24 protein-coding genes are annotated in these 22,586 nt (G+C 67.0%); 7 read left to right on the top strand and 17 right to left on the bottom strand.

The genetic code is table 11. The annotated features are described in order from the left end of the window. Positions 1 to 5: 5 nt before the first annotated feature. Positions 6 to 419 (top strand): nuclear transport factor 2 family protein, encoded by a 414-nt coding sequence (locus tag RIC54_RS07340; RefSeq protein WP_350086118.1) that lies wholly within the window; start codon positions 6 to 8, stop codon positions 417 to 419. Positions 420 to 444: 25 nt separating this feature from the next. Here the strand turns inward: RIC54_RS07340 and RIC54_RS07335 are convergent, their stop codons facing one another. From RIC54_RS07335 to RIC54_RS07310, 6 genes are all read right to left on the bottom strand, one after another. Beyond that, on the bottom strand, positions 445 to 2,073 hold the full coding sequence (locus RIC54_RS07335; protein ID WP_350086115.1) for an ABC transporter ATP-binding protein: 1,629 nt from the start codon (positions 2,071 to 2,073) through the stop codon (positions 445 to 447). Further along, complete coding sequence (locus RIC54_RS07330; RefSeq protein WP_350086112.1) at positions 2,073 to 3,119, bottom strand: ABC transporter permease; 1,047 nt, start codon at positions 3,117 to 3,119, stop codon at positions 2,073 to 2,075. The genes RIC54_RS07335 and RIC54_RS07330 overlap by 1 nt, the downstream gene beginning before the upstream one ends. Positions 3,120 to 3,121: 2 nt before the next feature. Continuing rightward, positions 3,122 to 4,204, bottom strand: a complete 1,083-nt coding sequence (locus tag RIC54_RS07325; RefSeq protein ID WP_350150896.1) for a microcin C ABC transporter permease YejB — start codon at positions 4,202 to 4,204, stop codon at positions 3,122 to 3,124. A 27-nt stretch (positions 4,205 to 4,231) separates the two neighbouring features. After that, a complete protein-coding gene (locus tag RIC54_RS07320; protein WP_350086106.1) occupies positions 4,232 to 6,073 on the bottom strand; it encodes an extracellular solute-binding protein in 1,842 nt (613 codons plus the stop codon). A 98-nt stretch (positions 6,074 to 6,171) separates the two neighbouring features. Beyond that, positions 6,172 to 6,540 (bottom strand): MarR family transcriptional regulator, encoded by a 369-nt coding sequence (locus RIC54_RS07315; RefSeq protein WP_350086103.1) that lies wholly within the window; start codon positions 6,538 to 6,540, stop codon positions 6,172 to 6,174. A 94-nt stretch (positions 6,541 to 6,634) separates the two neighbouring features. Next, positions 6,635 to 8,020, bottom strand: a complete 1,386-nt coding sequence (locus RIC54_RS07310; protein WP_350086100.1) for a leucyl aminopeptidase family protein — start codon at positions 8,018 to 8,020, stop codon at positions 6,635 to 6,637. 111 nt (positions 8,021 to 8,131) lie between these two features. Between RIC54_RS07310 and RIC54_RS07305 the strand changes: the two genes are divergently transcribed. Together RIC54_RS07305 and RIC54_RS07300 are read left to right on the top strand one after the other, a co-directional pair. Then, positions 8,132 to 8,785: a glutathione S-transferase family protein gene (locus RIC54_RS07305; RefSeq protein WP_350086097.1), complete on the top strand. Its 654-nt coding sequence runs from the start codon at positions 8,132 to 8,134 to the stop codon at positions 8,783 to 8,785. 104 nt (positions 8,786 to 8,889) lie between these two features. Further along, complete coding sequence (locus tag RIC54_RS07300) at positions 8,890 to 9,375, top strand: VanZ family protein (RefSeq protein WP_350086094.1); 486 nt, start codon at positions 8,890 to 8,892, stop codon at positions 9,373 to 9,375. A gap of 17 nt (positions 9,376 to 9,392) precedes the next feature. Here the strand turns inward: RIC54_RS07300 and cbiB are convergent, their stop codons facing one another. Then, a complete protein-coding gene (gene cbiB / locus RIC54_RS07295; RefSeq protein WP_350086091.1) occupies positions 9,393 to 10,355 on the bottom strand; it encodes an adenosylcobinamide-phosphate synthase CbiB in 963 nt (320 codons plus the stop codon). A 184-nt stretch (positions 10,356 to 10,539) separates the two neighbouring features. On the opposite strand from cbiB, the gene RIC54_RS07290 reads away from it, so the two are divergent. Continuing rightward, positions 10,540 to 11,391, top strand: coding sequence for a DMT family transporter (locus RIC54_RS07290; RefSeq protein WP_350086088.1), 852 nt, complete (start codon positions 10,540 to 10,542; stop codon positions 11,389 to 11,391). 235 nt (positions 11,392 to 11,626) lie between these two features. Beyond that, on the top strand, positions 11,627 to 11,860 hold the full coding sequence (locus RIC54_RS07285) for a hypothetical protein (protein ID WP_350086085.1): 234 nt from the start codon (positions 11,627 to 11,629) through the stop codon (positions 11,858 to 11,860). Positions 11,861 to 11,882: 22 nt separating this feature from the next. Here RIC54_RS07285 and RIC54_RS07280 read toward each other — a convergent pair whose 3' ends face one another. The 3 genes from RIC54_RS07280 to leuC are packed head-to-tail and all read right to left on the bottom strand — an operon-like array spanning position 11,883 to position 14,661. Continuing rightward, positions 11,883 to 12,608: a TerC family protein gene (locus RIC54_RS07280; protein WP_350086082.1), complete on the bottom strand. Its 726-nt coding sequence runs from the start codon at positions 12,606 to 12,608 to the stop codon at positions 11,883 to 11,885. A 32-nt stretch (positions 12,609 to 12,640) separates the two neighbouring features. After that, on the bottom strand, positions 12,641 to 13,258 hold the full coding sequence (gene leuD, locus RIC54_RS07275; RefSeq protein WP_350086079.1) for a 3-isopropylmalate dehydratase small subunit: 618 nt from the start codon (positions 13,256 to 13,258) through the stop codon (positions 12,641 to 12,643). Then, positions 13,255 to 14,661 (bottom strand): 3-isopropylmalate dehydratase large subunit, encoded by a 1,407-nt coding sequence (leuC, locus tag RIC54_RS07270; RefSeq protein WP_350087905.1) that lies wholly within the window; start codon positions 14,659 to 14,661, stop codon positions 13,255 to 13,257. The genes leuD and leuC overlap by 4 nt, the downstream gene beginning before the upstream one ends. Positions 14,662 to 14,782: 121 nt before the next feature. Here leuC and RIC54_RS07265 point away from each other — a divergent pair, with 121 nt between their 5' ends. Further along, positions 14,783 to 15,316, top strand: a complete 534-nt coding sequence (locus RIC54_RS07265; protein WP_350086076.1) for a PAS domain-containing protein — start codon at positions 14,783 to 14,785, stop codon at positions 15,314 to 15,316. Positions 15,317 to 15,323: 7 nt separating this feature from the next. Here RIC54_RS07265 and cobU read toward each other — a convergent pair whose 3' ends face one another. From cobU to RIC54_RS07245, 4 genes are all read right to left on the bottom strand, one after another. After that, on the bottom strand, positions 15,324 to 15,845 hold the full coding sequence (cobU, locus tag RIC54_RS07260) for a bifunctional adenosylcobinamide kinase/adenosylcobinamide-phosphate guanylyltransferase (protein WP_350086071.1): 522 nt from the start codon (positions 15,843 to 15,845) through the stop codon (positions 15,324 to 15,326). Between the two features lie 10 nt (positions 15,846 to 15,855). Beyond that, positions 15,856 to 17,001 carry an acetyl-CoA acetyltransferase gene (locus RIC54_RS07255; protein WP_350086068.1) on the bottom strand — a complete coding sequence of 382 codons (1,146 nt, stop codon included), beginning with the start codon at positions 16,999 to 17,001 and terminating at the stop codon, positions 15,856 to 15,858. A gap of 8 nt (positions 17,002 to 17,009) precedes the next feature. Beyond that, positions 17,010 to 17,393: a Zn-ribbon domain-containing OB-fold protein gene (locus RIC54_RS07250; RefSeq protein ID WP_350086065.1), complete on the bottom strand. Its 384-nt coding sequence runs from the start codon at positions 17,391 to 17,393 to the stop codon at positions 17,010 to 17,012. 169 nt (positions 17,394 to 17,562) lie between these two features. Beyond that, the gene (locus tag RIC54_RS07245; protein WP_350086062.1) at positions 17,563 to 19,095 is read right to left on the bottom strand and encodes a gamma-glutamyltransferase family protein; all 1,533 of its coding nucleotides are present in this window, start codon (positions 19,093 to 19,095) and stop codon (positions 17,563 to 17,565) included. Between the two features lie 117 nt (positions 19,096 to 19,212). Here RIC54_RS07245 and RIC54_RS07240 point away from each other — a divergent pair, with 117 nt between their 5' ends. Next, the gene (locus RIC54_RS07240; RefSeq protein WP_350086059.1) at positions 19,213 to 20,205 is read left to right on the top strand and encodes a 2-hydroxyacid dehydrogenase; all 993 of its coding nucleotides are present in this window, start codon (positions 19,213 to 19,215) and stop codon (positions 20,203 to 20,205) included. On the opposite strand, the gene RIC54_RS07235 is transcribed toward RIC54_RS07240, so the two are convergent. Genes RIC54_RS07235 through RIC54_RS07225 form a run of 3 tightly spaced genes read right to left on the bottom strand, consistent with a single transcriptional unit; the run spans position 20,206 to position 22,477 of the window. Next, entirely contained in the window at positions 20,206 to 20,967 is a 762-nt protein-coding gene (locus tag RIC54_RS07235) for a TSUP family transporter (protein WP_350086056.1), read from the bottom strand. A 44-nt stretch (positions 20,968 to 21,011) separates the two neighbouring features. Next, positions 21,012 to 21,536, bottom strand: a complete 525-nt coding sequence (locus tag RIC54_RS07230; RefSeq protein WP_350086053.1) for a PAS domain-containing protein — start codon at positions 21,534 to 21,536, stop codon at positions 21,012 to 21,014. Positions 21,537 to 21,556: 20 nt separating this feature from the next. Continuing rightward, the gene (locus RIC54_RS07225) at positions 21,557 to 22,477 is read right to left on the bottom strand and encodes a LysR family transcriptional regulator (protein WP_350086050.1); all 921 of its coding nucleotides are present in this window, start codon (positions 22,475 to 22,477) and stop codon (positions 21,557 to 21,559) included. Between the last annotated feature and the right edge of the window lie 109 nt (positions 22,478 to 22,586).

The raw sequence follows: 22,586 nt of genomic DNA, 5'->3' as shown, positions 1-22,586 counted from the left end.
CTTCAATGTCAGGCAATCCGAACCTCGACCAGCTCAAATCGGCTTTCGCAACATGGAACGAGTCAAAGGGGGCAGTATCGCCCTGGCTTGATCTGTTCGACGACGAAGTCTGCATCTGCAGCATGGACGAAGCGTCCGCCGGTCTTTCATTTGCAGAAGATCGGCGCTCCAAGGAGCAGGCGGCAGCCTATTTTGAGTCCCTGCTCCGCGACTGGCAGATGGTCCATTGGACACCGGAGACCTATATCTGCGACGGCGACAAGATCGCCATGTTCGGACGTTGCGCCTGGACCTACAAGGCAACCGGGAGAACCGCCGAAGTGCGGGCCGCCCACCTCTGGCAGTTCCGCGGCGACAAGGTGATCCAGTTCACCGAGGTTTTTGACTCAGGCCGGGCTGCTGCCGCAGCGACACCGTAGTCCGATCGTTCAGACAGCCCCCCGCCTACCCCCTGACGGCGCCGGTCTCGACCGCTTCCAGGTCGAACGCCGCCGCCATCAGGGCGCGGGTGTAGGCTTCGCGCGGGTTGTCCATGACCGATTGGGTATCGCCGGACTCCACCACCTGACCATCCTTCATCACGATCACCCGGTGGGCGATCGCCCGCACCACCTTCAGGTCGTGGCTGATGAACAGGTAGGCCAGTTGATGGGCCGCCTGAAGGTCGCGCAGCAGGTCGACGATCTGGGCCTGCACGCTCATGTCGAGCGCGGAGGTCGGCTCGTCCAGCACCAGCAGCTTGGGGCGCAGAACCATGGCGCGCGCGATGGCGATGCGCTGGCGCTGGCCGCCGGAGAACTCGTGCGGATAGCGGTCGCGCATGGCGGGGTCGAGCCCGACCTCGCCCAGCACCTCGTCGATCCGGCGCTCCTTGTCGGCCTCGGTCGGCAGGCCAAGCTCGGCCGGCTCGTGGACGTCCAGGCCCTCCCGCACGATCTGCGCGATCGACATGCGCGGGCTCAGGCTGCCGTAGGGGTCCTGGAAGACGATCTGCATGTCGCGGCGCAGGTGACGGATGTCCTGCCGGTTCATGCCCTGGATCTCCTGGCCGTGGAACGCCAGCCGCCCGGTCGATTTCTGGAGACGCAGCAACGCCATCGCCAGGGTCGTCTTGCCGGAACCAGACTCGCCGACCACCCCGACGGTCTCGCCGGCGCGAACCTTCACATTGACGCCGTCGACCGCCTTGATGTGCCCGACCGTGCGTTTCAGAATACCGCGCTGAATCGGGAACCATACCCGCATGTCCGACGCCTGCAGGACCGTCGGGGCCCGGTCGGCGACCGGCCGCGAGATCCCCTTGGGCTCGGCGGCGAGCAGCATCTGCGTGTAGTCGTGCTCCGGCTCGGTGAACACCTGCTCGGTCGGGCCGGCCTCGACGATCCGGCCCTCGGTCATCACGCAGACCCCGTCGGCGATCTTGCGCACGATGCCCAGGTCATGGGTGATCAGCAGCATGGCCATGCCGAGCCGGCGCTGCAGGTCGCCGAGCAGGGTCAGGATCTGCGCCTGGATGGTGACGTCCAGGGCGGTGGTCGGCTCGTCGGCGATCAGCAGGTCCGGCTCGTTGGCGAGCGCCATCGCGATCATCACCCGCTGGCGCTGTCCGCCGGACAGCTGGTGCGGATAGGAACCGAGCCGGGTCTCGGGGTCGCGGATGCCGACCAGGTCAAGCAGTTCCAGGGTGCGGTTGCGCGCGGCGGTGCCGCGCAGCCCCTTGTGCAGGCCCAGGATCTCGCCGATCTGCCGCTCCACCGTGTGCAGCGGATTCAGCGAGGTCATTGGCTCCTGGAAGATCATCGCGATCTCGTTGCCGCGGATCCGGCGCAGAACCGGCTCGCGGGCGTCCATCAGTTCCTCGCCCTTCCAGAGCACGCTGGAGCCGGCGCCGTGGCGGGCCGCCGGATAGGGCAGCAACTGCAGGACCGACAGCGCCGTCACCGATTTGCCGGACCCGGACTCGCCGACCAGCGCCAGGGTTTCCCCCGGTTCGATCGCGAACGACACGCCGCGCACCGCCTGGTTGTCCCCGAAGGCAACCGACAGGTCCCGGATCTCAAGCAGGGCGGCCATCAGCGGAAGGTCTTTCGCGGATCGAAGGCGTCGCGCACCGCCTCGCCGACGAAGATCAGCAGGCTCAACATGATCGCCAGGGTGAAGAACGCGGTCAGGCCGAGCCACGGCGCCTGGAGGTTGTTCTTGCCCTGGCTCAACAACTCGCCAAGCGACGGCGAGCCCGGCGGCAGGCCGAAGCCGAGGAAATCGAGGCCGGTCAGGGCGGTGATCGAGCCGTTCAGGATGAACGGCAGGAAGGTCAGGGTCGCGACCATGGCGTTCGGCAGCACGTGGCGCCAGATGATCACGCGATCGGACACGCCCAGCGCGCGGGCGGCGCGCACGTAGTCCAGGTTGCGGGCGCGCAGGAACTCGGCACGCACCAGGCCGACCAAGGCCGTCCAACTGAACAGCAGCAGCAGGCCGAGCAGAGTGAAGAAGCCCGGTATGATCACCGATGCCAGGATGATCAGGATGAACAGCGACGGCATCCCGCCCCAGATCTCGATGAAGCGCTGGAACAGCAGGTCGACCAGCCCGCCATAGAATCCCTGCACCGCACCGGCCGCGACGCCGACGACCGAGGACAGCAAGGTCAGCAGAAGCCCGAACAGCACCGAGATCCGGAAGCCGTAGATCACCCGGGCCAGCACGTCGCGTGCCTGATCGTCGGTCCCCAGCCAATGGCGGGCATCCGGTGGCGACGGGGCCGGACGGTCCAGTTCGGCATCGATCGTATCGTACGCGAACCGGATCAGCGGCCAGATCACCCAGCCCTTCTGGCCGATGAGGTCCTGGACGTAGGGATCGCGGTAGTCGGCTTCGGTCGGGAAGTCGCCGCCGAACGTGGTCTCCGGGTAGCTGGCGACGATCGGAACGTACAGGCTGCCGTCAAAGTTGATGAGCAGCGGCTTGTCGTTCGCGATGAGCTCCGCTCCCAGGGTCAGCACGAACAGCGCCAGGAAGATCCAGGTCGACCAGAAGCCTCGCCGGTTGCGGCGGAAATTGTCCCAGCGCCGCCGATTGATCGGCGTGACGCGCAGGCCGAGGACCCGGTCGCCCACGCTCAGCTCTCCCGCGTCTCGAAGTCGATCCGGGGATCGACCGCGACGTACATCAGGTCACCGATCAGGTTGAGGAGCAGGCCCAGCAACGTGAAGAAGAACAACGTCCCGAACATCACTGGATAGTCGCGCTGCAGGGCCGCCTCGTAGCCCAGCAGGCCCAGGCCGTCGATCGAGAAGATGATCTCGATGAACAGCGATCCCGCGAACAGCACCGAGACGAACGCCGACGGGAATCCGGCGATCACCAGCAGCATGGCGTTGCGGAAGACGTGGCCGTACAGCACCCCGCGCTCGGTGAGACCCTTGGCCTTGGCGGTCACGACGTACTGCTTGTTGATCTCGTCGAGGAACGAGTTCTTGGTCAGCATGGTCAGGCTGGCGAACCCGCCGATCACCATGGCCGTGATCGGCAGCACCATATGCCACAGGTAGTCCAGGACCTTGTCGACGACACCAAGCTCCGCCCAGTTGCTGGACACCAGCCCTCGCAGCGGGAAGATCTGCAGATAGCTGCCCCCGGCGAACAGCACGACCAGCAGCACCGCGAACAGGAAGGACGGGATCGCGTTGCCGACGATGATGATGCCGCTGGTCCAGATGTCGAAGCGCGAGCCGTCGCGCACCGCCTTGCGGATTCCGAGCGGGATCGAGATCAGATACACCAGCAAGGTGGTCCACAGCCCCAGCGAGATCGACACCGGCATCTTCTCCAGGACCAAGTCGGTCACCCGGCGCGCCTTGAAGAAGCTGTCGCCGAAATCGAACATCACATAGCTGGCCATCATCGAAACGAACCGCTCGGGCAACGGCTTGTCGAAGCCGAACTGCTTCTCCAGCTGCTTCACGAATTCCGGGTCGAGACCGCGGGTGCCTCGGCTCTGGCCGGGTCCCGACGATCGCTCCGCAGTATCGGCCCCTCCGCCGGTGAGCCGGCTGGTCACGTCGCCCTGGCCCCTGATCTGGGCAATGACCTGATCGATCGGTCCGCCGGGCGCCGCCTGCACGATCACGAAGTTGATCACCATGATCGCGACCAGGGTCGGCACGATCAGCAGCAGGCGTCGCAGGATGTAGGCGGTCACCCGTCGTCTCCCCGGCCCGCTTGCACGCTAGTTCCGGTTCCGGCGCCACGCCTCGACGGCGGCCACCTTTTCCGGGTCTACCCACCAGGTGTCCGGATAACCCGGCGAGGTGTCGGGACTGATCGCCGGCTTGCCGAATTTATTCCAGTACACCAGCCGGTATGACTCGCTGTGGAACTGCGGCACGACGTAGAACCCCCACAGCAGCACCCGGTCGAGCGCCCGGGTCGCGGCCACCAAGGCCGCCCGGTCCGGCGCCTGGATGACCTTCTCGACGAGGGCATCCACCACCGGGTCCTTGATCCCGATGGTGTTCCGCGACCCCGGTTCGTCCGCCACCGCAGACGACCAGAAATCGCGCTGCTCGTTGCCTGGCGACGGCGACTGCGGGAACGACCCGATGATCATGTCGAAATCGAAGCTGCGCACCCGGTTCTGGTACTGAGCCGGATCGACGGTGCGCACCGACGCCTTGATGCCGAGCTTCTGAAGATTGGCCGCGAACGGCAGGACGAGGCGTTCGCTGTCCGGCGACACCAGGAGGATCTCGAAGGCCAGTTCGCGGCCGTCCGAGTTCCTCAGCGCGCCTCCCTCGACCTTCCATCCGGCCTCGCGCAGCAGCGCAAGCGCCGCCCGCAGGTTCTGGCGCGGGTTGCCGGACCCGTCGGTGACCGGCACCTTGAACTTCTGGGTGAACACCTCCGGCGGCAAGCGGTCGCGATGCGGCTCCAGCAGGGCCAGTTCAGCCCCCTCCGGCAGCCCGGTCGACCCGAGTTCCGAATTGTCGAAATAGCTGTCGGTGCGGGTGTAGGCACCGTACATCAGCGCCTTGTTGGTCCATTCGAAATCGAACGCGTATCCGATCGCCTCGCGCACCTTGCGGTCCTGGAACACCGGCCGACGGGTGTTGAAGACGAAGGCCTGCATCGACGCGATGCTGCGGTCCGGGATTTCCTCCTTGATCGCCATCCCCGCCGACAGCGCCGGAAAGTCGAATGCGGTGGCCCAGCGCTTGGAGGAGTTCTCGGCTCGCAGGTCGAAGGTCCCGGCCTTCAATGCCTCGGTCGCGATGTCTCGATCCCGGAAATACTCGTAGATCATGGTATCGGCGTTCCAGCGCCCGCGCATGACCGGCACGTTCTTGCCCCAGTAATCATCGACCCGCTGATAGGTGACCGACCGGCCGGCTTCAAACCCTTTGACCCGGTAGGGGCCGGAGCCGAGAGGCGGCTCGAACGGCGGGTTAGCGAAGTCCTTGTCCTGCCACCAGTGCTTCGGCAGCACCGGCAGTTGACCGACAATCAGGGGCAGCTCGCGATTGACCCCCTCCTTGAACACGAACAGCACCCGGCGGTCGGTCGTCGCCTTCACCGACGAGACATCGGCGTAGTAGTACCGATAGAACGGTGCGCCCTTCTCCATCAAGGTATTGAAGGTCCAGACCACGTCCTCGGCCGTCACCGGCTTGCCGTCATGCCAGCGCGCCTCGGGCCGCAGGTTGAAGGCTACCCAGGACCGGTCCTCCGGCATCTCGATGGTCTCGGCCAGCAGTCCGTACTCGGAGAACGGCTCGTCCAGCGACTGCTCGGTCAGGGTTTCGTAGAGTAGGGTGATGCCGGCGGCCGGCTGGCCGCGCAGCACGAACGGATTGAAGCTGTCGAAGCTGCCGGTGGCCTCGCTGGTGATGGTGCCGCCCTTCGGCGCGTCGGGTGATGTGTAGTCGAAATGCGTAAAGTCCGGCCCGTACTTCAGGTCGCCGTGCATGGCGATGCCGTGGGCGGGTGGTGCCGTGTACTGATCGGCGGCAGCCGGAACGGCAGCCGTGAGGCCCAAGGCTATGGCGGCGGCGCAGAGGCGAGCTGACAGCATCGGGATCCTCATCTCACAGGGGGATGGCTCTGGCGGCTGGACTGATCTTACACCGGTCATCTGTGGCGGGAAGATGGCGCCCGGTTCCGTCCCGTGGTTCAGAGCAGGTCGGCCGGGTCGGCTCCATCCAGCACCCGCTCGGCACCGTGAACCAGCTCGGCGAACTCCGACAGGAAGACCGAGCCCTTGACGGTCCGCTGCACCAGAACGCTGCGCCGGTCGGCTTCGTCGACCTTGCGGCGCAGAAAGCCCAATTCGCCGAGACGATCGAGCGCCCGGGTCACCGCCGGCTTGGAGATGTTCATGCTCTCGGCCAGCCCGCGCACCGTGTGCGGCGGCGGCGTCAGATAGGCCGTCAGCAGGATTGCCATCTGCCGGGCGGTCAGGTCGGGGCCGTCACGACGCACACCCGCCACGGTCGCCAGACGCCACAGATTCAACGCCCGATGCTGATCCGCCGCTTGCATGCTGCCCCTTCTTGCCCGCCGATGGCATCAACACGGTCGTTACGACAACGAACCGACAGTAGCGGTACCCTGATCGCACGGAATCCGCAAGCGCTCAGCTTCCGAAACGATGCTCGATCATGCGATAGGCGCTGCGCATCGCCATGGCCTCGCCACCCTCGGGACGGCCGGGCCGGTCCTTCAGGTTCCACGCCATCAGATCGATGTGGGCCCAGCGCGTCGTCGGCGAAACGAAATGCTCCAGGAACAGCGCCGCGGTGATCGCGCCGCCGTATGGCGCGCTGCCGGTGTTCGACAGGTCGGCGATCTTGGTTTTCAGCATGGAGCGATACGGGGCGTGCAGCGGCAGCCGCCACACAGGGTCCTCTTCGTCGATGCCGCAACGAAGCCAGTCGTCGGCCACCTGCTGGTCGTTGCTGAACAGGGCCGGCAGGTCGGTGCCAAGTGCCACCCGGGCGGCACCGGTCAGCGTGGCATAGTCGAGCAACAGGTCGGGCTTCTCCGAATCGGCCTCGGCCAACGCGTCGCACAGCACCAGGCGACCCTCGGCGTCGGTGTTGCCGATCTCCACGGTGGTGCCCTTGCGGGTGCGAATCACGTCCATCGGCAGAAAGGCATCGCCGGAGATCATGTTCTTGACCGCCGGGACCAGCACCCGCAGCCGGACCTTGAGGCCGGCGTCCATGATCATCCGTGCGAGGCCGAGCACCTGGGCCGAACCGCCCATGTCCTTCTTCATGGTCAGCATGCCGTTCGACGGCTTGATGTCGTAGCCGCCGGTGTCGAAGCACACGCCCTTGCCGACCAGGGTGACCTTCGGGTGCGCCGGGTCGCCCCATTGCAGATCGATCAGGCGCGGGGCGTCGGTCGCTCCCCGGCCGACCGCGTGGATCGTCGGGTAGTTCTTCTTCAGCAGCTGATCGCCGACGAGCACGGAGAACTTCGCCTTGTACGCCTTGGCAAGCGCCTTGGCCTCTTCGGCGAGCTGGGTCGGGCCAAGGTCGTTGGCCGGGGTGTTGACCAGATCGCGGGCCAGCGCCGTACCAGCGGCTGCCCGTTCGACATAGTCGCGATCGGCCGCCTTCGGCCAGACCAGTTCGGCCTCGGCGGCCGGCATGGTCGTGTACCGGTCGAACCGATAGGTTGCCAGCGCCCAGCCGAGGGCCGCGCGGGTCGCGTCCGCCGGATCGATGGCGGCGTCGATGGCGTACCGGCCACCCGGCAGTGCGCCCGGCAGCCCGGCGTAGTCCCACAACCCGGTACGCCCGGCCGCCTCGACCCCCAGCAGAATTCTGGCCAATCCCCCCTTGTCATCGGGTATCAACGCCGTATCGCCGGGCTTTGCCTTGAAGCCGGTCGCACGCACCCAGGCAGCGGTCCGTTGGTCCGTTCCGCCAAGCCATGCTTCGAGGCCGGAAGCCTCGATTGGCGTGATGGGAACGGTTCCGGCGGTTGCTCGTCCGACAAGGTTGTAGGGCACGGGATTCTCTCCGTCTTCGCGGCTGTTGCGGATCCGGTATACCGTCCAGGGCTTCACGGCGACAAGCAAGGCGCTTAAATGACATTCAACGAGAGTGAGGGAGAGCGCACCGTGGCAGAGCTGACACTGGTTATCGGCAACAAGAACTACTCGTCATGGTCGCTGAGGCCGTGGCTGGTCTTGCGCCATGCGGGTCTTGAGTTCGACGAGGTGCTGATTGCGCTGTCGACCAACGGCACCAAGGCAGAGATCCTGAAGCACTCGGCATCCGGCCGCCTGCCGGCGCTCAAGCATGGCGACCTGACCGTCTGGGACAGCCTGGCGATCTGCGAGTACGTCGCCGAGTTGAAGCCGGACGCCGGCCTGTGGCCGCAGGATCGGGCCGCGCGGGCACTGGCCCGTTCGGTTTCCGCGGAAATGCACACCGGCTTCACCGCCCTGCGCCAGCACATGCCGATGAACATCCGCTCCAGCTTCCCCAACGAAGGACGCAAACCAGGGGTCAAGGAAGAGATCGACCGGATCACTTCGCTGTGGCGGCAATGCCGGTCCCGGCACGGGACGGACGGGCCGTTCCTGTTCGGCAGCTTCTCGATCGCCGACGCGATGTATGCGCCGGTGGTCACCCGCTTCCGGACGTACGGTGTGGCCCTGGGCGAGGTCGAGCAGGCCTACGCCGATGCAATTTGGACTCTGCCGTCGATGAAGGAGTGGGCGAAGTCGGCATCCGACGAGCCGATGATCATCGATTCGGCCGAATTCTGAGCGCCGAGCGCGTGTTGATTGCGGAACAGAAGTCCAGCAGGCTCGCCATCGTCCGGGGTTTTTCCTAGAATGCGGTTCGTTCCAGGCATTCTGGAGACGCCTTGATGTCGAGCGAATCGGATCCGCTCATCGCCGCCCGCCGGGCGATTGACCGCCGTCGGCGCCGGGAACGGCGCCAGCGGCGGCGGGCCCGTCGCATGCGGGTCCGGGTGGCCTGGGCAGTTGCCTATGTAGCTGTTCTGAACGCTGCCGCCTGGTTCAGCCTGGAGACGCCGGCCGAACTGCTGACCGTCGACTACATGCTGAACCCCGACAAGGTGGAGCACATGCTGGTGTTCTTCGCCGCGGCCGTGGTGGCGATCCCGGTGCTGGGGCGGTGGATCAGCGGGGGCATTCTGGCCGTACTGCTCATGAACGCCGGGCTGGTCATCGAAATGATCCAGGCATTCGATCCGGGCCGCTCCGCCGACATCGCCGACTTCGCATTCGATCAGATCGGCGTGGCGCTTGGCTGGCTGGTGTCGATCCCGATCCGCCGGCGGCTCCAACGCGAACAACAAGCTGGCTCGGTGCCGGCCCGCACCGCGTGAGCGGCACAGCGGGCGGGTCAGCCTAGCGCCGCGATCACCGCTGCCATCACCGCCAGCGCGCCGCAGGACCGCATGAACAGCGCCAGTCCCCGCCGGATATCCTCCGGTGTCGCGTCGGTCCGACCCTCTCCCATCCAGGCATCCTCGACCAGGGCGCCCTGGTACCGGCGCGGACCGGCCAGCCGCAGCCCCAGCGCACCAGCAAACGCCGCTTCCGGCCAGCCGGCATTGATCGAGCGGTGCTGGTCGGCATCCCGCCGAACCGACCGCCAGGCCGCCGCCGGCTCGCCGTCCGCCAATGTCCAGGCGGCGGCTATCGCCAGGACGGCAGCAACGCGGGCAGGTACCCAATTGGCCAAGTCGTCCAACCGTGCCGCCGCCCAGCCGAAATGTCGGTGCCGGTCGGTGCGATGCCCGATCATGCTGTCAGCGGTGTTCAACACCTTGTAGGCGAACAGCCCCGGCAGGCCGCCGACCAGATACCACAGGGCCGGCGCCACCACGCCGTCGGAGAAGTTCTCAGCCGTGCTCTCGATCGCCGCCCGGCACACGCTCGCCTCGTCCAAGGCACCAGGGTCGCGGCCGACGATCTCGGCTACCGCCCGGCGTGCGCCGGTCAACCCGTCCATCAGAAAAGCGTCGGCGACTGCCGTCACGTGATCGTAGAGCGAGCGTTGGGCCAGCAAGACGCCCACGATTGCCGCTTCCAGAAAGGCACCCAGCAAGCCCAGCCGCTCAAGCAGCCCACCGACCAGGGCACCGATGCCGACGGACGCCACCAGCAGCACGACGACCGCAGCGATGCCCATGTCACGCCGACGCGACGGCGCGTCGTTCTCCCGGTTCCAGCGGCGGTCCAGCCAGCCGATCATCCGGCCGACCAAGGCCACCGGGTGCGGCATCCGGCGCCAAAGTGCCGGCGGATCGCCGACGACCGCGTCAAACGCCTGAGCGATCAGCAGAATAACGGCACGATCCACGCAGGCCTCGTCCGGCTGGTTCCCTGGGCGGATCGGTACTACGCTCGCGGCACCCCTGTCCACGGCATCCATGTCCCCCGCACCCATTTCCTCCGCCCCGATCGTCCAGGCTTCCGCCACCGGCCCTGTCAATCGGCATGATCCGCTCGGCCGGTTTCCCGGTCCGCTTCGGGTTGCGGTGTGGATGACGCTGGCCGGTGCCGCCTTCGCGACGATGGGCGGGCTGATCAAGTTCGCGGCGCGCGACCTGCATCCGTTCGAGGTCGCATTCTTCCGTTGCTTTTTCGGCCTCGTCTGGATGGCGCCCTGGCTGCTGCGGCACGGCACGGGTGCCCTGCGCACCCAGCAGCTGCCGCTTTATGCCGTCCGAGCCACGGTCGGCCTGATCGGTATGCTCGCCGGGTTCTATGCGCTGCGCTACATCGCGCTCGCCGACGCAACGGCCCTCAGCTTCACCGCGCCGTTGTTCGCCACCATCGGGGCCGCGGTGTTTCTCGGCGAGACCGTGCGGCGGCGGCGCTGGACCGCCACCCTACTCGGTTTCGTGGGCGTGCTGATCATCCTGCGTCCGGGCGTCACCGCGGTCGAGCCGGCCGCCCTATGGACCCTGCTCGCTGCCGCCACCACCGCGGTCAACGTGCTGATCGTCAAGCGTCTGACCGACACCGAACCGATCGAAGCGGTGGTGACCTGGATGGTGGTGATGATGACTCCCATGACGTTCGTCGCGGCCTTGCTGTTCTGGGAATGGCCGACGCTGATGCAGTGGGCCGTGCTGGCGGCGATCGGCCTGTGCGGCACCCTGGGCCACCTTGCCGTCACGCGCGGCTTCGCCGCCGGCGAGGCAAGCCTGGTCATGAGCTTCGAGTATGTGCGGATGCCATTTGCCGCGTTCATCGGCTGGCTGGTGTTCAGCGAAGTACCCACCCTCTGGACGTTCCTGGGCGCGGCGGTGATTGCCGGATCGGCTGCCTACATCGCGCACCGCGAAGCCGCCCTCGCCCGCGCCGCGGCTCGCCAAGACGGAAAGTCCTAGCGAAACGCTCCCTGCGGGATCGTCGCGTCAATTTGATCAATTATTAGCTGAAATTTCACCCATCACAACGAGTGAGGCCCGGAAGGCGAACCTTCCGGGCCTGCTGTCCTCGCATCTCGGCCTGGGCGTCAGGTGGGGAGAGGGGGACGTGCCCCAGTCCGAAAGCACTTTTACTATAGACCCTATTGTTGTAAGGTCCAATAGAAAATTTTGTTTCTGTTTGGAAGGCGCAGCGATGAAACGAAGGGTCTTCACCCGACGCCGCCAAGCCCAGAACAAAGCCCGATTTTGGCTGCGTCTCTGCGCCTGGCTCGGCGCTCCGGCAACGTTAACCATGATTGCATTGGAAATGACCGCGCAGAGCGGCATGCCCGTGACAAGCGCCTCGGCCTTCGCGGTTGTGGCGTTCGCTTACTCGACGGCGGTCTTCCGATTGCACGACCTGACGGGGGACTGGCGGTTCTTCTGAACCGCCGCCCTTGGGATCGCTCCTACCGCGCCGGCCGCCTGTTGCGCCGGGCTATCTGATTGAGCGCCTCGACCGCCACCGAGAACCCGATGGCCGCGTAGAGGTAGCCGCGTGGAATGTGGAACTGCAGCGCATCGGCGACCAGCGCCACACCGATCAACAGCAGGAACGACAACGCCAGCATTTTCGCCGTCGGATGATTGTGGATGAAGTCGGCGATCGGCTTGGATGCCAGCATCATTGCGCCGATCGAGACCATCACCGCGGCGACCATGACGCCGATGTTGTCGACCATCCCGATGGCGGTCAGGATCGAGTCCACGCTGAACACCAGATCCAGCGCCATGATCTGGGCGATCACAACGCCAAACCCCGCGGCGACGGCGCCCACGGTACCGTCCGGCCCGTGATCCTCGCCCTCAACCGTGTTGTGGATCTCCAGCGTCGCCTTGACCAGCAGAAACAGGCCACCGGCCATCAGGATGATGTCGCGCCACGAAACCGCGTGGCCGAACACTTCAAACGCCACTGCGGTCAAGCCGATCAGCCAGGTGATCGCGAACAGCAGCGCCACCCGCATCACCAGTGCCCCAGACAAGCCGATCGTCCGCCCCATCGCCCGGCGCTCCGGCGGCAACCGGTTGGCGACGATCGACACGAAGATCACGTTGTCGATGCCGAGAACGATCTCCATCAGCGTCAGCGTCAGAAAGCTGGCCCAGATGTGCGGATCGAGGAGAAAGTCCATGGACGGCCTATGTCGGGGTTGAACCGCTGGCGTCAGGCGCTCGGCGCGCGCCAGGGTCGGGTTGCGCGGTCAGATGTCTCAAACGACGTAATCGCCTCGGCGTGCGCCAGCGTCAGATCGATATCGTCCCGCCCTTCCAGAAGACAAGCCCGCTGGAACGCGTCGATCTCAAACCGGACCGGCTCGGCGTTGGCGAGCCGGACGGTCTGTGCGGCGAGGTCGATCGTCAGCGGCGCCGACGGATCGCTTTCGGCGATCGACCAGATCCGCTCGATGGTTTCGATCGGCAGCCGAATCGGCAGCAGGCCGTTCTTGGTGGCATTGGAAAAGAAGATGTCGCCGAAACTCGGTGCGATGACGGCGTGGATGCCCCGGTCCACCAGGGCGTAAACCGCGCCTTCCCGCGACGACCCGCCGCCGAAATTGCGGTCCGCTACCAGAATGGGTGCCGCCGCGTAGCGTGGGTCGTTCAATGGAAAGTCGGCCCGCAGCGCGCCGTCGCGATCCCGGCGGATGTCATGGAACAGATAGTTGTCGTAGCCGTCGCTGCGCGGCTTGCGCAGGAAGCGGCCGGGCAGCAGCTGATCGGTGTCGACATTGGCAAGTCGCAGCGGGATCGCCGACGCGGTCAGGGTGGTGAACGGTGTCATGCCGGCTCCCCAAGCCGACGAACGTCCGTGATCCGGCCGGTAACGGCCGCTGCCGCCGCCATCGCGGGGCTCATTAGGTGGGTACGGGCGCCGGGTCCCTGACGACCCCGGAAATTGCGGTTGGTGGTCGACGCGCACCGCTGGCCGGGGGCGACCATGTCACCATTGGTCGCCGCGCACATCGAGCAGCCGGAGTCGAGCCACTCCGCCCCGGCGTCGCGGAACACCCGGTCCAGACCCTCGGTCTCCGCCTGGCGTTTCACGGCGGACGAGCCCGGCACCACCATGGTCGGGACCGTCGCGCGGCGGCCCTTCAACACCTCGGCCGCTTTCCGCAGATCCTCGATCCGGGCGTTGGTGCACGATCCGATGAACACCCGGTCGACCGCGATGTCGGTGATCGGCATGCCCGGCACCAGCCCCATGTAGTCGACCGCGGCGGCCAGGGTAGCCCGCTTGCCAGGGTCGGGCTCGGCCTGCGGGTCAGGCACCCGGTCGGTTACCGGCAGCGCATTCTCCGGACTGGTCCCCCAGGTCACGGTCGGTGCGACCGCCGCCGCATCAAGCCGGACATCTCGATCGAACGATGCCCCGGCATCGCTGACCAACTGGCGCCAGTCGGCCACCGCTGCATCCCAGTCCGCGCCCTTGGGCGTGTAGCGCCGGTCGCGCAGCCAGGCGAAGGTCGTGTCGTCCGGCGCGATCAGCCCGGCGCGGCCACCAGCCTCGATCGTCATGTTGCACACCGTCATGCGCGCCTCCATCGGCAGCGCGCGGATCGCCTCGCCGGCGTATTCCACGACATGCCCGGCCGCGCCGTCGGCGCCGATTCGGGCAATCACCGCCAGGATCAGGTCCTTGGCGGATACATGAGCACCCAGCCGGCCGTCGACGGTCACCCGCAGGGTCCGCGGGCGCTTTTGCCAAAGGCTCTGGGTCGCCAGCACATGGCTGACCTCGGACGCGCCGATCCCAAAGGCGAGCGCCCCGAAGGCGCCGTGGGTCGAGGTGTGGCTGTCGCCGCAGACCAGTGTGAGGCCCGGCTGGGTCAGCCCGAGTTCCGGTGCCACCACGTGCACGATGCCCTGGTCCGGGTCGCCCAGCCCGAACAGCCGCACGCCATGCCGGGCGGTGTTCTCGCCCAGCAGCCGGATCATCGTGGCGATCTCCGGATCGCGCGCACCGGCGCCGCGATCACGGGTAGGGACGTAGTGGTCGGCAAAGGCGAAGGTCAGGTCCGGGCGGCGGACCGGACGGCTGGAACGCGCCAGCTTGTCGAAGGCATGGAACGAGCCCTCGTGGCAGAGATGCCGGTCGATCCACAGCAGCGTCTGGCCGTCGTCGCGCTCGACGATTCGATGCTGCCGCCAGATCTTCTCGAACAGGGTCGTGGGCTCGGCCATACCATCGACGTAGCGCGCCGCCCTGCGGCTGGCAAGCAGACGAAGCCGGCGCGCGCTCTTAACGGAAACTTCGGACATTTCCCTCATAAGACCGCCAACGCTGTGCTCAGAGAACCACGCCATGATTGCTGCCTGCGACACGACCGACACTCAACTCGAAACCTCCGACGCTTCACGGGGCGTGTTCGAGTGCCAGCTATACGAGTACTGGCAGGGCATTCATCCGGGCGGCGGGCGACTTCCCGGTCGTCAGCATTTCGACCCGGTCGATCTCGGCACCCAACACGTGCACCTGCTTCCACATCTCTGGTTGGTTGACGTCGAGCCGGATCCTCTGCGGTTCCGGCTGCGCCTGGTCGGCGGCAACGTCCACATGACCTCGCCATTCGCCCGGGCCGGCCACTACATCGACGAGTTCATCGACCCGGCCGTCCGTACCGAAACGCTACACACCTCGTTCGCGCGGCTGGTCGAGACCCGGCAACCGGAGTTTCGCCGCGGACGCCCCCGCGTGCCGTCGAATCGACGCGTCCAGGAACTGTCGCGCCTCAGCCTGCCTCTGGCATCCGACGGCAGCACGGTCGACATGATCCTGAACATCACGACCTACGCCTGGAAGGCGGTCGGAGACGCCGCACTGAAGGAAGCGTGCTGAACGATCGCTACCCCTTCACGACCATCGGCAAGCCGGCCACTACCAGTTCGACCCGTCCGGCACGTGTCGCCAGTTCCTGGTGCAGCCGTCCGGCGTGATCGCGGAACGCCCGCGCCATCCGGTTCTCGGGAACGATGCCGAGCCCGACCTCGTTGCCGACCAGGACCAGATCGCCCTGTCGCCGGCCATCAAGCCACGCCAACAGCCGATCGATCTCCGGCTCGACGGGCCGCTCGTGGACCATCAGATTGCCGAGCCATGTGGTCAGGCACTCGACGAGAACGGTTCGGCCGGCAGTTGCTTCACGGGCCAGCGCGGCGGGAAGTTCGACCGGCTCCTCGACGGTGATCCACCCCCTCCCATCACGGTCGGCGCGGTGCTGGGCGACCCGGGTGCGCATCTCGTCGTCGAACGCCTCGGCGGTGGCGAGATAGACCGGCTCGCCACCCCAGTCCAACGCCAGCGCCTCGGCCCGGCGCGACTTGCCGGAGCGGGCGCCGCCCAGGATCAGCGCAATCCGCCCGCTCACCCCATCACCCTCACAGCGTCGCCGCCGTGCCGAGCAACGCGGTCGATTCATGGGCGAACATGCCGCCATTGCCATGCGCAAGGCCGACCGTGGCGCCGTCGACCTGACGCTCGTCGCACTCGCCGCGCAACTGGCGGACCGCCTCGATCGTGGTGAAGATCCCGAGCATGCCGGGATGGGTGCACGACAGGCCGCCGCCATAGGTGTTGAAGGCCAGACCGCCGCCCGGTCGCAGCTTGCCATCACCGACGTAGCGCCCGCCCTCGCCCTTGGGACAGAAGCCGAGATCCTCCAGCAGCATGACGGCGTTGATCGTGAAGGCATCGTAGACCTGAACGACGTCGACGTCGGCCGGCGCCAGCCCGGCCATCGCGAACGCCTCGCGCCCGCTCTGGACTGCCGCCGTGGTGGTCAGGGTCGGCATCATCGAATACTGGCGGTGGGTGTGTCCGCCGGCGCAGCCCAGCAGGTAGACCGGGTCCTTCTTCAGGTCCCTGGCCCGGTCGGCGCGGGTCATCACCACCGCCCCGCCGCCGTCGGTGACCAGGCAGCAGTCGCGCACCGTCAACGGGTCGCACACCATGCGGGAGCCGAGCACGTCGTCGACCGACAGCGGGTCGCGCATGAACGCGTCCGGATTCTTCGCGGCCCACATCCGCGCCGCCACCGCCACCTCGGCCAACTGCTCGCGGGTGGTTCCGTAGTCGTGCATGTGCCGGGCCGCCGACATGGCGTAGCCGGCGATCGGCGCGCGCAGCTTGTAGGGTTTCTCGTAGGGCAGGTTCTCCGCTCCCGACGGCGAGTGCAGCTTGCCCGACGCCGAGCGCTGGTTGGAGCCGTAGACGATCAGCGCCACGTCGCACAGCCCGTGCTCGAGCGCGAGGGCTGCCTGCAGCATCTGGATCACCGCCGACGACCCGCCGACGATCGTCGCCTCGGAGAAGCGCGGCTGGATGCCGAGGTATTCGGCATAGCTCAGGGCCGGAAACACCGAGTGCATCGACACCGCGAACAGCCCGTCGACATCGGCCAGGGTCAGACCGGCGTCGGCCAGCGCGCCGCGCGCCGCGTCGGCTGCGATCTCCAGATGCGACCACCCGGGCGCCTCGCCCAGATGCGCCGTCGCAACGCCGACAACCGCGGCCTTGCCTCTCATATACCAACTCATTGGGTACCCTTCCCCGCCGGATCGAAAACCACGATGGTTTCGCCGTCCTGCTCGGTAAGACGTGCGGTCACCGCCATGCCGATCGTGACGTCCGAAGGATCAACGCCCTCGACCCGGCTCATTATCCGCACGCCTTCCGCAAGATCGATCAGCGCCACGTTGTAGTCGCCGCCCTGCTCGGCCCGCCGCCGGATCACCGTGGTCGAATGCACCTCGGCCTTGCCCGACGGCGCCACCCAATCGAATGCCTCCGCACCGCAGGACGGGCACATCACCCTCGGCTGAAACACATGCTGGCCGCACCCGCGGCATTTCTGGATCCGCCAGTCGCCCTCGGCGAGATGGGCGAAGTAGGTGGCGTCGGGGCCTTGTGCGGTCATGCGGCATCCTCGTGTCGAATCGATCGACCGGCAGAATGACCCCGGCGACGCATTGTTGAAAGGGTGCGATGACGCGCTGTCGCACGGGGCGACATCCGTCTTGATGGTACAAAGGCCGCTTAGAACGACGCTAACGCGGCAGTGGGACTGACCGTCCCCACCGACCGGATCAGACCACCCGTCCCTGTGCCCGCGCCCGAGGGTCACCGACCGCCGTGGCCGTTCCGTCCGCTTCCACCGCGATGGTCTGGCACGAGGCCATCATCGGGTCGCGGCCCGGCGACAGGATCAGGTGCAGGCCGAGCTTGGCGGCCAGCGGCTCGACGACCGCCTGGAAGTCGGCATCGGCCATCAAGGTGTCCTCCTCGGCGTGCAGCCGCGGTTCGCGCACCGCCTGCTCCAACGGTACGCCGCGGCCGAGATGGTGAAACAGGATCTGCATCAGCGCGGTGACGATCCGGGTCGCGCCCGACGCGCCGATCGCCATCGCCGCACGCGCGCCGTCAAACACCAGCGACGGCATCATCGAGCTGGCCGGACGCTTGCCCGGCGCCACCGAGTTCGGGCTGCCGTCCCAGGCGTGGAACAGCCGCATCTGGTTGTTCAGCAGGATGCCGGTGCCCGGCACCACCACGCCCGAGTGGTTGTTGTTGGAGAAGGTGATGCAGGCAGCGTTGCCGGCGACATCCATGGCGCACAGGCTGGTGGTTTCGGACGATTCGCCGGCCACCGGCACGAACGCCGGGTCGCCGAGCCCGGTGCGCCGCGCCTCGAACGCCGCCAGCATGGCGCGCGCCAGCGCCTCGGCCCGGCCTTCGACGGTGTCGGCCATACCCTGACGTTCCAAGGCCGCGAGGCCGGCTGCCACCAATCCGCCCGAGGATGGCGGGCTCATGGTAGCGATCCGCCGGCCACGATACTGCCCGGTCGCCGGCGCGCGCTCGATCACCTGATAGTTGGCAAGATCCCGCGCCGTCAGGAAACCGTTGTGCACCGCCATGTCAGCGACGATCGCCGCCGCCAGATCGCCGGTGTGGAACGCCGCCGGCCCGTGCTCGGCGATCGCCGCGAGGCTGCGCCCATAGTCCGGCATCGTCATCCGGTCGCCGGCAACGTACAGGCTGCCGTCCGGCTTCTTCAGGACCCGACGGCACTCGTCGGTCAGGTCGAGCATCGTCTCGGTGCGCTTCATGCGCAGCGCCGCCTTGGCCGCCACCGTGAACCCGTCGGCGGCGAGCCGGATCGACGGCGCCAGAACGGTCGCGCGGTCAAGGGTGCCGAAACGCTCCAGCGCCGTGCACAGCCCGACAGCCGCCCCCGGCACCGCGACCGAACGATGGCCATGCTCGTTCGCCCGGCCCTTCACCTTGATGGTGTAGTCACCAAGCGGCTCGACCGATTGGTACAACTCGTACCGGGTCGCCGCCGGGGTGACTCCCATGAAATCAAGGCAGGTGGTGGTGCCGCTGGGCACGTGGTGCACGGTCATGAACCCGCCTGCACCCAGCCCGCTGTCCAGTGGCTCGACCACACCCATGGCAAAGGCCGCCGCCACAACGGCATCAATGGCGTTGCCGCCGGCCTCCAGGATGTCGACGCCTGCCTGCGCCGCATCGGGGTTTCCGCAGGCGACCGCGCCACGGGTCATTGTCGCGCGCTCATAGCCGAGCCAGCCGCCGTAGGCGTCACCCCCTTCGGGCATCGATCTTCTCCTGTCGCAAAGGCCCGCCGAGGCTAGACAAACCGCCGCGTCGGACACAAGGTCTGGGCGTCGCCGGCTCCGGCGACCTTCTGGATGCTACACCGACGAGGCGAACCTGTGAGCGAAAAGCCGACCGCCCTGCTGGCCGGGAAAAATTCGATCCGACGCGCCGACTTCCTGGCCGCGACGACCGAGACCGACTGGCACTTCATTTCCTGCGACGTCACAGAGGAAGCCGAGCGGTTTCTGGAGGCCGTCGCACAAGCCGACGTCGTCATCGGCGGTGGCCGGTTCAATGTCCCGCCGACCAACCGCCTGAAGCTCTACCAGATCCCGTTTACCGGCTACGATTGGATCACCGCCGCCGACCTGCCGAAAGGCGTGGTGTTCTGCAACACCCACGAGCACGAAACCACGATCGCCGAGCACATCCTGCTGGGGATGCTGGAGTTCCAGGTCGGCCTGATGCGCGACACCGACCCGATGATGCGCCAAAAATCCTACAACGGCCGCTCGATCTCGGCGGGTCCGATGCACCGGGAACTGCGCGGCCGCACCGTCGGCATCGTCGGCTACGGTCACATCGGCCGGGAGGTCGCGCGTCGCTGCAAGGCGTTCGGGATGAGCGTCATGGCGGTCAGCCGCACCGTGCGCGACGAAGGCGACCTGGTCGACTGGTACGGCACCGTCGCCGAACTGGACAAACTGGTGATCGAGAGCGACTTCATCGTGGTGTGCGCCCCGCTCGACGACAGCACCCGCGGCATGATCGGCACCGACCAGTTCGCGAAGATGAAGGCCGACGCCATCATCTGCAACGTCGCCCGCGGCGAGGTGATCGACGAGGCCGCGCTGTACGCGGCGCTCGCCGGCAACCGGATCCGCGGCGGCATTCTGGACGTCTGGTACACCTACCCGTCCAAGAAGGCCCCGAACCCGTGGCCGTCGCGCTTCCCGTTCCAGAAGCTGCAGAACGTCATCCTGTCGCCGCACAACTCGGCCTGGACCGAGGAGATGACCACCCGGCGCTGGACCTTCGTCGCCAGACAGCTCGACCGCTTCGTCCGGGGCGAGTCGCTGCAGAACATCTGCTTCGTCGGCGAGGCCTGATCAGCCCATCACCGCACGGCGCAACAGGTTCGCGCCCATCAGGGCCATGATGATGAACACGGCCTGACGGAACCGCGCCTGCGGCAGGCGGTGACGTACCCGGGTGCCCACCGCCATCGCCGCCAATGCGACCGCCAGGGCGAGAAGCGACAGCGGCAGCGTCTCAACCGTGATGCCGCCCTTGGCGGCAATCGCCACCACCCAGACGATGCCGGTCAGGAAGAACGACAGCCCGACCCCCTGGACGTACTCGTCCCGGGTCAGGTTCAGGCTGGCCAGATAGACCGCGATCACGATCCCCTGGCTGCCGGTCATGCCGCCGATGATCCCGGAGACCAGCCCGACCGGCACCGACAATGTGGCTTCCCGCGCCCGCGGGATCACTGGAATGCCACCGGTGACCTGGAGGACCGCGTTCAGGATCAACAGCACGCCCAGACCCATTTGCATCCAGCGCGGGTCGACCGCGAACAGGATCTCGGTCCCGATCCACAGACCGGCGCCCGCCGCCATGTTCAGCACCCCGAAGCGACGCACCAGCGTGCCTACCGCGCCGACCTGAACCACCTGCCACAGGTTGGTGACCAGCAGCGGGATGATCAGGATGCCGACCGCGACCCGCAGGTCGATCACGCTGGCCATGATTGCCGCCGAGATCGTCGGCAACCCCAGTCCGACGACGCCCTTGATCCCGCCGGCGACGGCGAACGCGATGGCGACAAGGATGATCAGGTCGAGTTCGGGGAGGGCAAGCGCGGTCATGCCCGGCTGCTATAGCGCGGCTCGGAACCCGCCGCCAGACCGCGTCAGATCAGCCGACGCTGTTCCGCCGGGATCAGCTCCGGCACCACGTTCTGCCGCAGTTCGAACTCGATCAGCGAGATGATCTGGTCCGGCTCCTCGCCGGTACGGAATGGCACCGCGATCTGGCGCACCGACGAGCAGATCGAACTGGTCCCCACATAGGGCAGCGTCATGCCGATCGGCCGGTCCGCCACCAGGGTGGCCATATACAGCGCATGGATGCGGTTGCCGTACCCGTGACCCGGGATCTCGGACGTGCGCCGCCCGGTGTATCGGGCCTTGGTGAAGCGATCCACTTCGGTGCCGAGAAGGCGATACCGAAAATCATCGTCGCCCAGATGCTCGAGCACGATCAGGCGCGCCAGCAACATGCGGACCCGGCGGGGATCGAAGGCCGAGCGCAACGGCACCCCGCCGGCAGCGTCGGCGAGTTCCAGCCAGTAGCGGGCCAACTGTCCTATGGCATCGTCGCCCAGCGCGTCCGGATCGACCGGTGCCGGCCCTCGTGAAGATACCGGAGTCAGCATTACCTATCATTACGAGAACGTCACATTCTCGGCAAGTCGGCACTTTCATGGACCACCACGGCCGGCGCCCGGACCACCGCCCGGAACACCTCCAGCAAAGCGGTCGTTGTCGGATTGACCTCAGCACCGGCCGGCCGTTCACGCTCCAGGAGGCCGACCCGGCGCAGCACCGGGGGATCGCCGAACGGCAGGGCGTGTACGGTTTCGGCAACCGCGCCGACGACCGAGCCGGCCGGCGCGACGGCGACCCCGAGGCCGCGCCCGACCATCGCCAGGATGGCCTCGATCGAATCCAGTTCCATGATCTCGTTGACCACCACACGGTCGCGCCGCAGGGCGGCGTCGATCACCCGGCCGACCCCCGTGCGCCGGTTGAACCGCACGAACGGCAGGCGCCGCAGCAGCGTCCGGGCGGGTGGGCCGGCGGCCGAGCGCGGAGCGACCACCAGCAGCGGTTCCTCCAGGATCGGCCGAACCACCAACCCACGCTCCAGCCTTGGTGTTTCCGTGACCAGGGCCGCGTCCAGCACCGCCTGCGACACCCGCCGCGCCAGATCGGCGGACAGGCCGGACTCGATGCGGATCTGCAGATCCGGGGCGCGCGCCGCCAGCAATGCCAGCGCATCCGGCACCAGACCGGTCGCCGATGTAGGAATGACTCCCAGCCGGAGGCGGCCCCGCAGCACGGTCCCGGATGCAGCGGCCGACAGATCGTCGGCCGCGCGCACCACCGCGCGGGCATGCACCAGCAGGGTCAGGCCGATCTCGCTCAACACCGGTGGCCGACGGGCGCGATCGAACAGTTCGGTCCCCAGTGCCGCTTCAAGCGCCTGCATCTGCATGGACACTGCCGACTGCGTTACCCCCACCCGTTCCGCGGCAGCGGCAAAGCTTCCCGACTCGGCGATGGCCAGCAGCGTCTCAAGGTGGCGCAGATTCATGCCACATCATCAGATTATCTGAAGATCTGTATCAACTTAATTCGCTTGTCTTGAGTGACAGCGACCGGCACCCTGACCTCACGGTCCCGTGAGCGACCGGCCCATTGCC

It is taken from the genome of Thalassobaculum sp. (assembly GCF_040219215.1).
In the GTDB taxonomy this organism is placed as follows: Bacteria; Pseudomonadota; Alphaproteobacteria; order Thalassobaculales; family Thalassobaculaceae; genus Thalassobaculum_A.
Note: the sequence above shows the minus strand (reverse complement) of the source record. Positions and strands in the feature narration are given on the sequence as shown.

Coding starts and splice junctions, on each gene's coding strand:
- RIC54_RS07290 (WP_350086088.1), top strand. CDS start 10,540: ATGACGCTGGCCGGTGCCGCCTTCGCGACGATGGGCGGGCTGATCAAG.
- RIC54_RS07250 (WP_350086065.1), bottom strand. CDS start 17,393: ATGACCGCACAAGGCCCCGACGCCACCTACTTCGCCCATCTCGCCGAG.
- RIC54_RS07230 (WP_350086053.1), bottom strand. CDS start 21,536: ATGCTGACTCCGGTATCTTCACGAGGGCCGGCACCGGTCGATCCGGAC.
- RIC54_RS07225 (WP_350086050.1), bottom strand. CDS start 22,477: ATGAATCTGCGCCACCTTGAGACGCTGCTGGCCATCGCCGAGTCGGGA.
- RIC54_RS07255 (WP_350086068.1), bottom strand. CDS start 17,001: ATGAGAGGCAAGGCCGCGGTTGTCGGCGTTGCGACGGCGCATCTGGGC.
- RIC54_RS07285 (WP_350086085.1), top strand. CDS start 11,627: ATGAAACGAAGGGTCTTCACCCGACGCCGCCAAGCCCAGAACAAAGCC.
- RIC54_RS07265 (WP_350086076.1), top strand. CDS start 14,783: ATGATTGCTGCCTGCGACACGACCGACACTCAACTCGAAACCTCCGAC.
- RIC54_RS07245 (WP_350086062.1), bottom strand. CDS start 19,095: ATGCCCGAAGGGGGTGACGCCTACGGCGGCTGGCTCGGCTATGAGCGC.
- leuD (WP_350086079.1), bottom strand. CDS start 13,258: ATGACACCGTTCACCACCCTGACCGCGTCGGCGATCCCGCTGCGACTT.
- RIC54_RS07300 (WP_350086094.1), top strand. CDS start 8,890: ATGTCGAGCGAATCGGATCCGCTCATCGCCGCCCGCCGGGCGATTGAC.
- leuC (WP_350087905.1), bottom strand. CDS start 14,661: ATGGCCGAGCCCACGACCCTGTTCGAGAAGATCTGGCGGCAGCATCGA.
- RIC54_RS07340 (WP_350086118.1), top strand. CDS start 6: ATGTCAGGCAATCCGAACCTCGACCAGCTCAAATCGGCTTTCGCAACA.
- RIC54_RS07280 (WP_350086082.1), bottom strand. CDS start 12,608: ATGGACTTTCTCCTCGATCCGCACATCTGGGCCAGCTTTCTGACGCTG.
- RIC54_RS07235 (WP_350086056.1), bottom strand. CDS start 20,967: ATGACCGCGCTTGCCCTCCCCGAACTCGACCTGATCATCCTTGTCGCC.
- RIC54_RS07335 (WP_350086115.1), bottom strand. CDS start 2,073: ATGGCCGCCCTGCTTGAGATCCGGGACCTGTCGGTTGCCTTCGGGGAC.
- RIC54_RS07320 (WP_350086106.1), bottom strand. CDS start 6,073: ATGCTGTCAGCTCGCCTCTGCGCCGCCGCCATAGCCTTGGGCCTCACG.
- RIC54_RS07315 (WP_350086103.1), bottom strand. CDS start 6,540: ATGCAAGCGGCGGATCAGCATCGGGCGTTGAATCTGTGGCGTCTGGCG.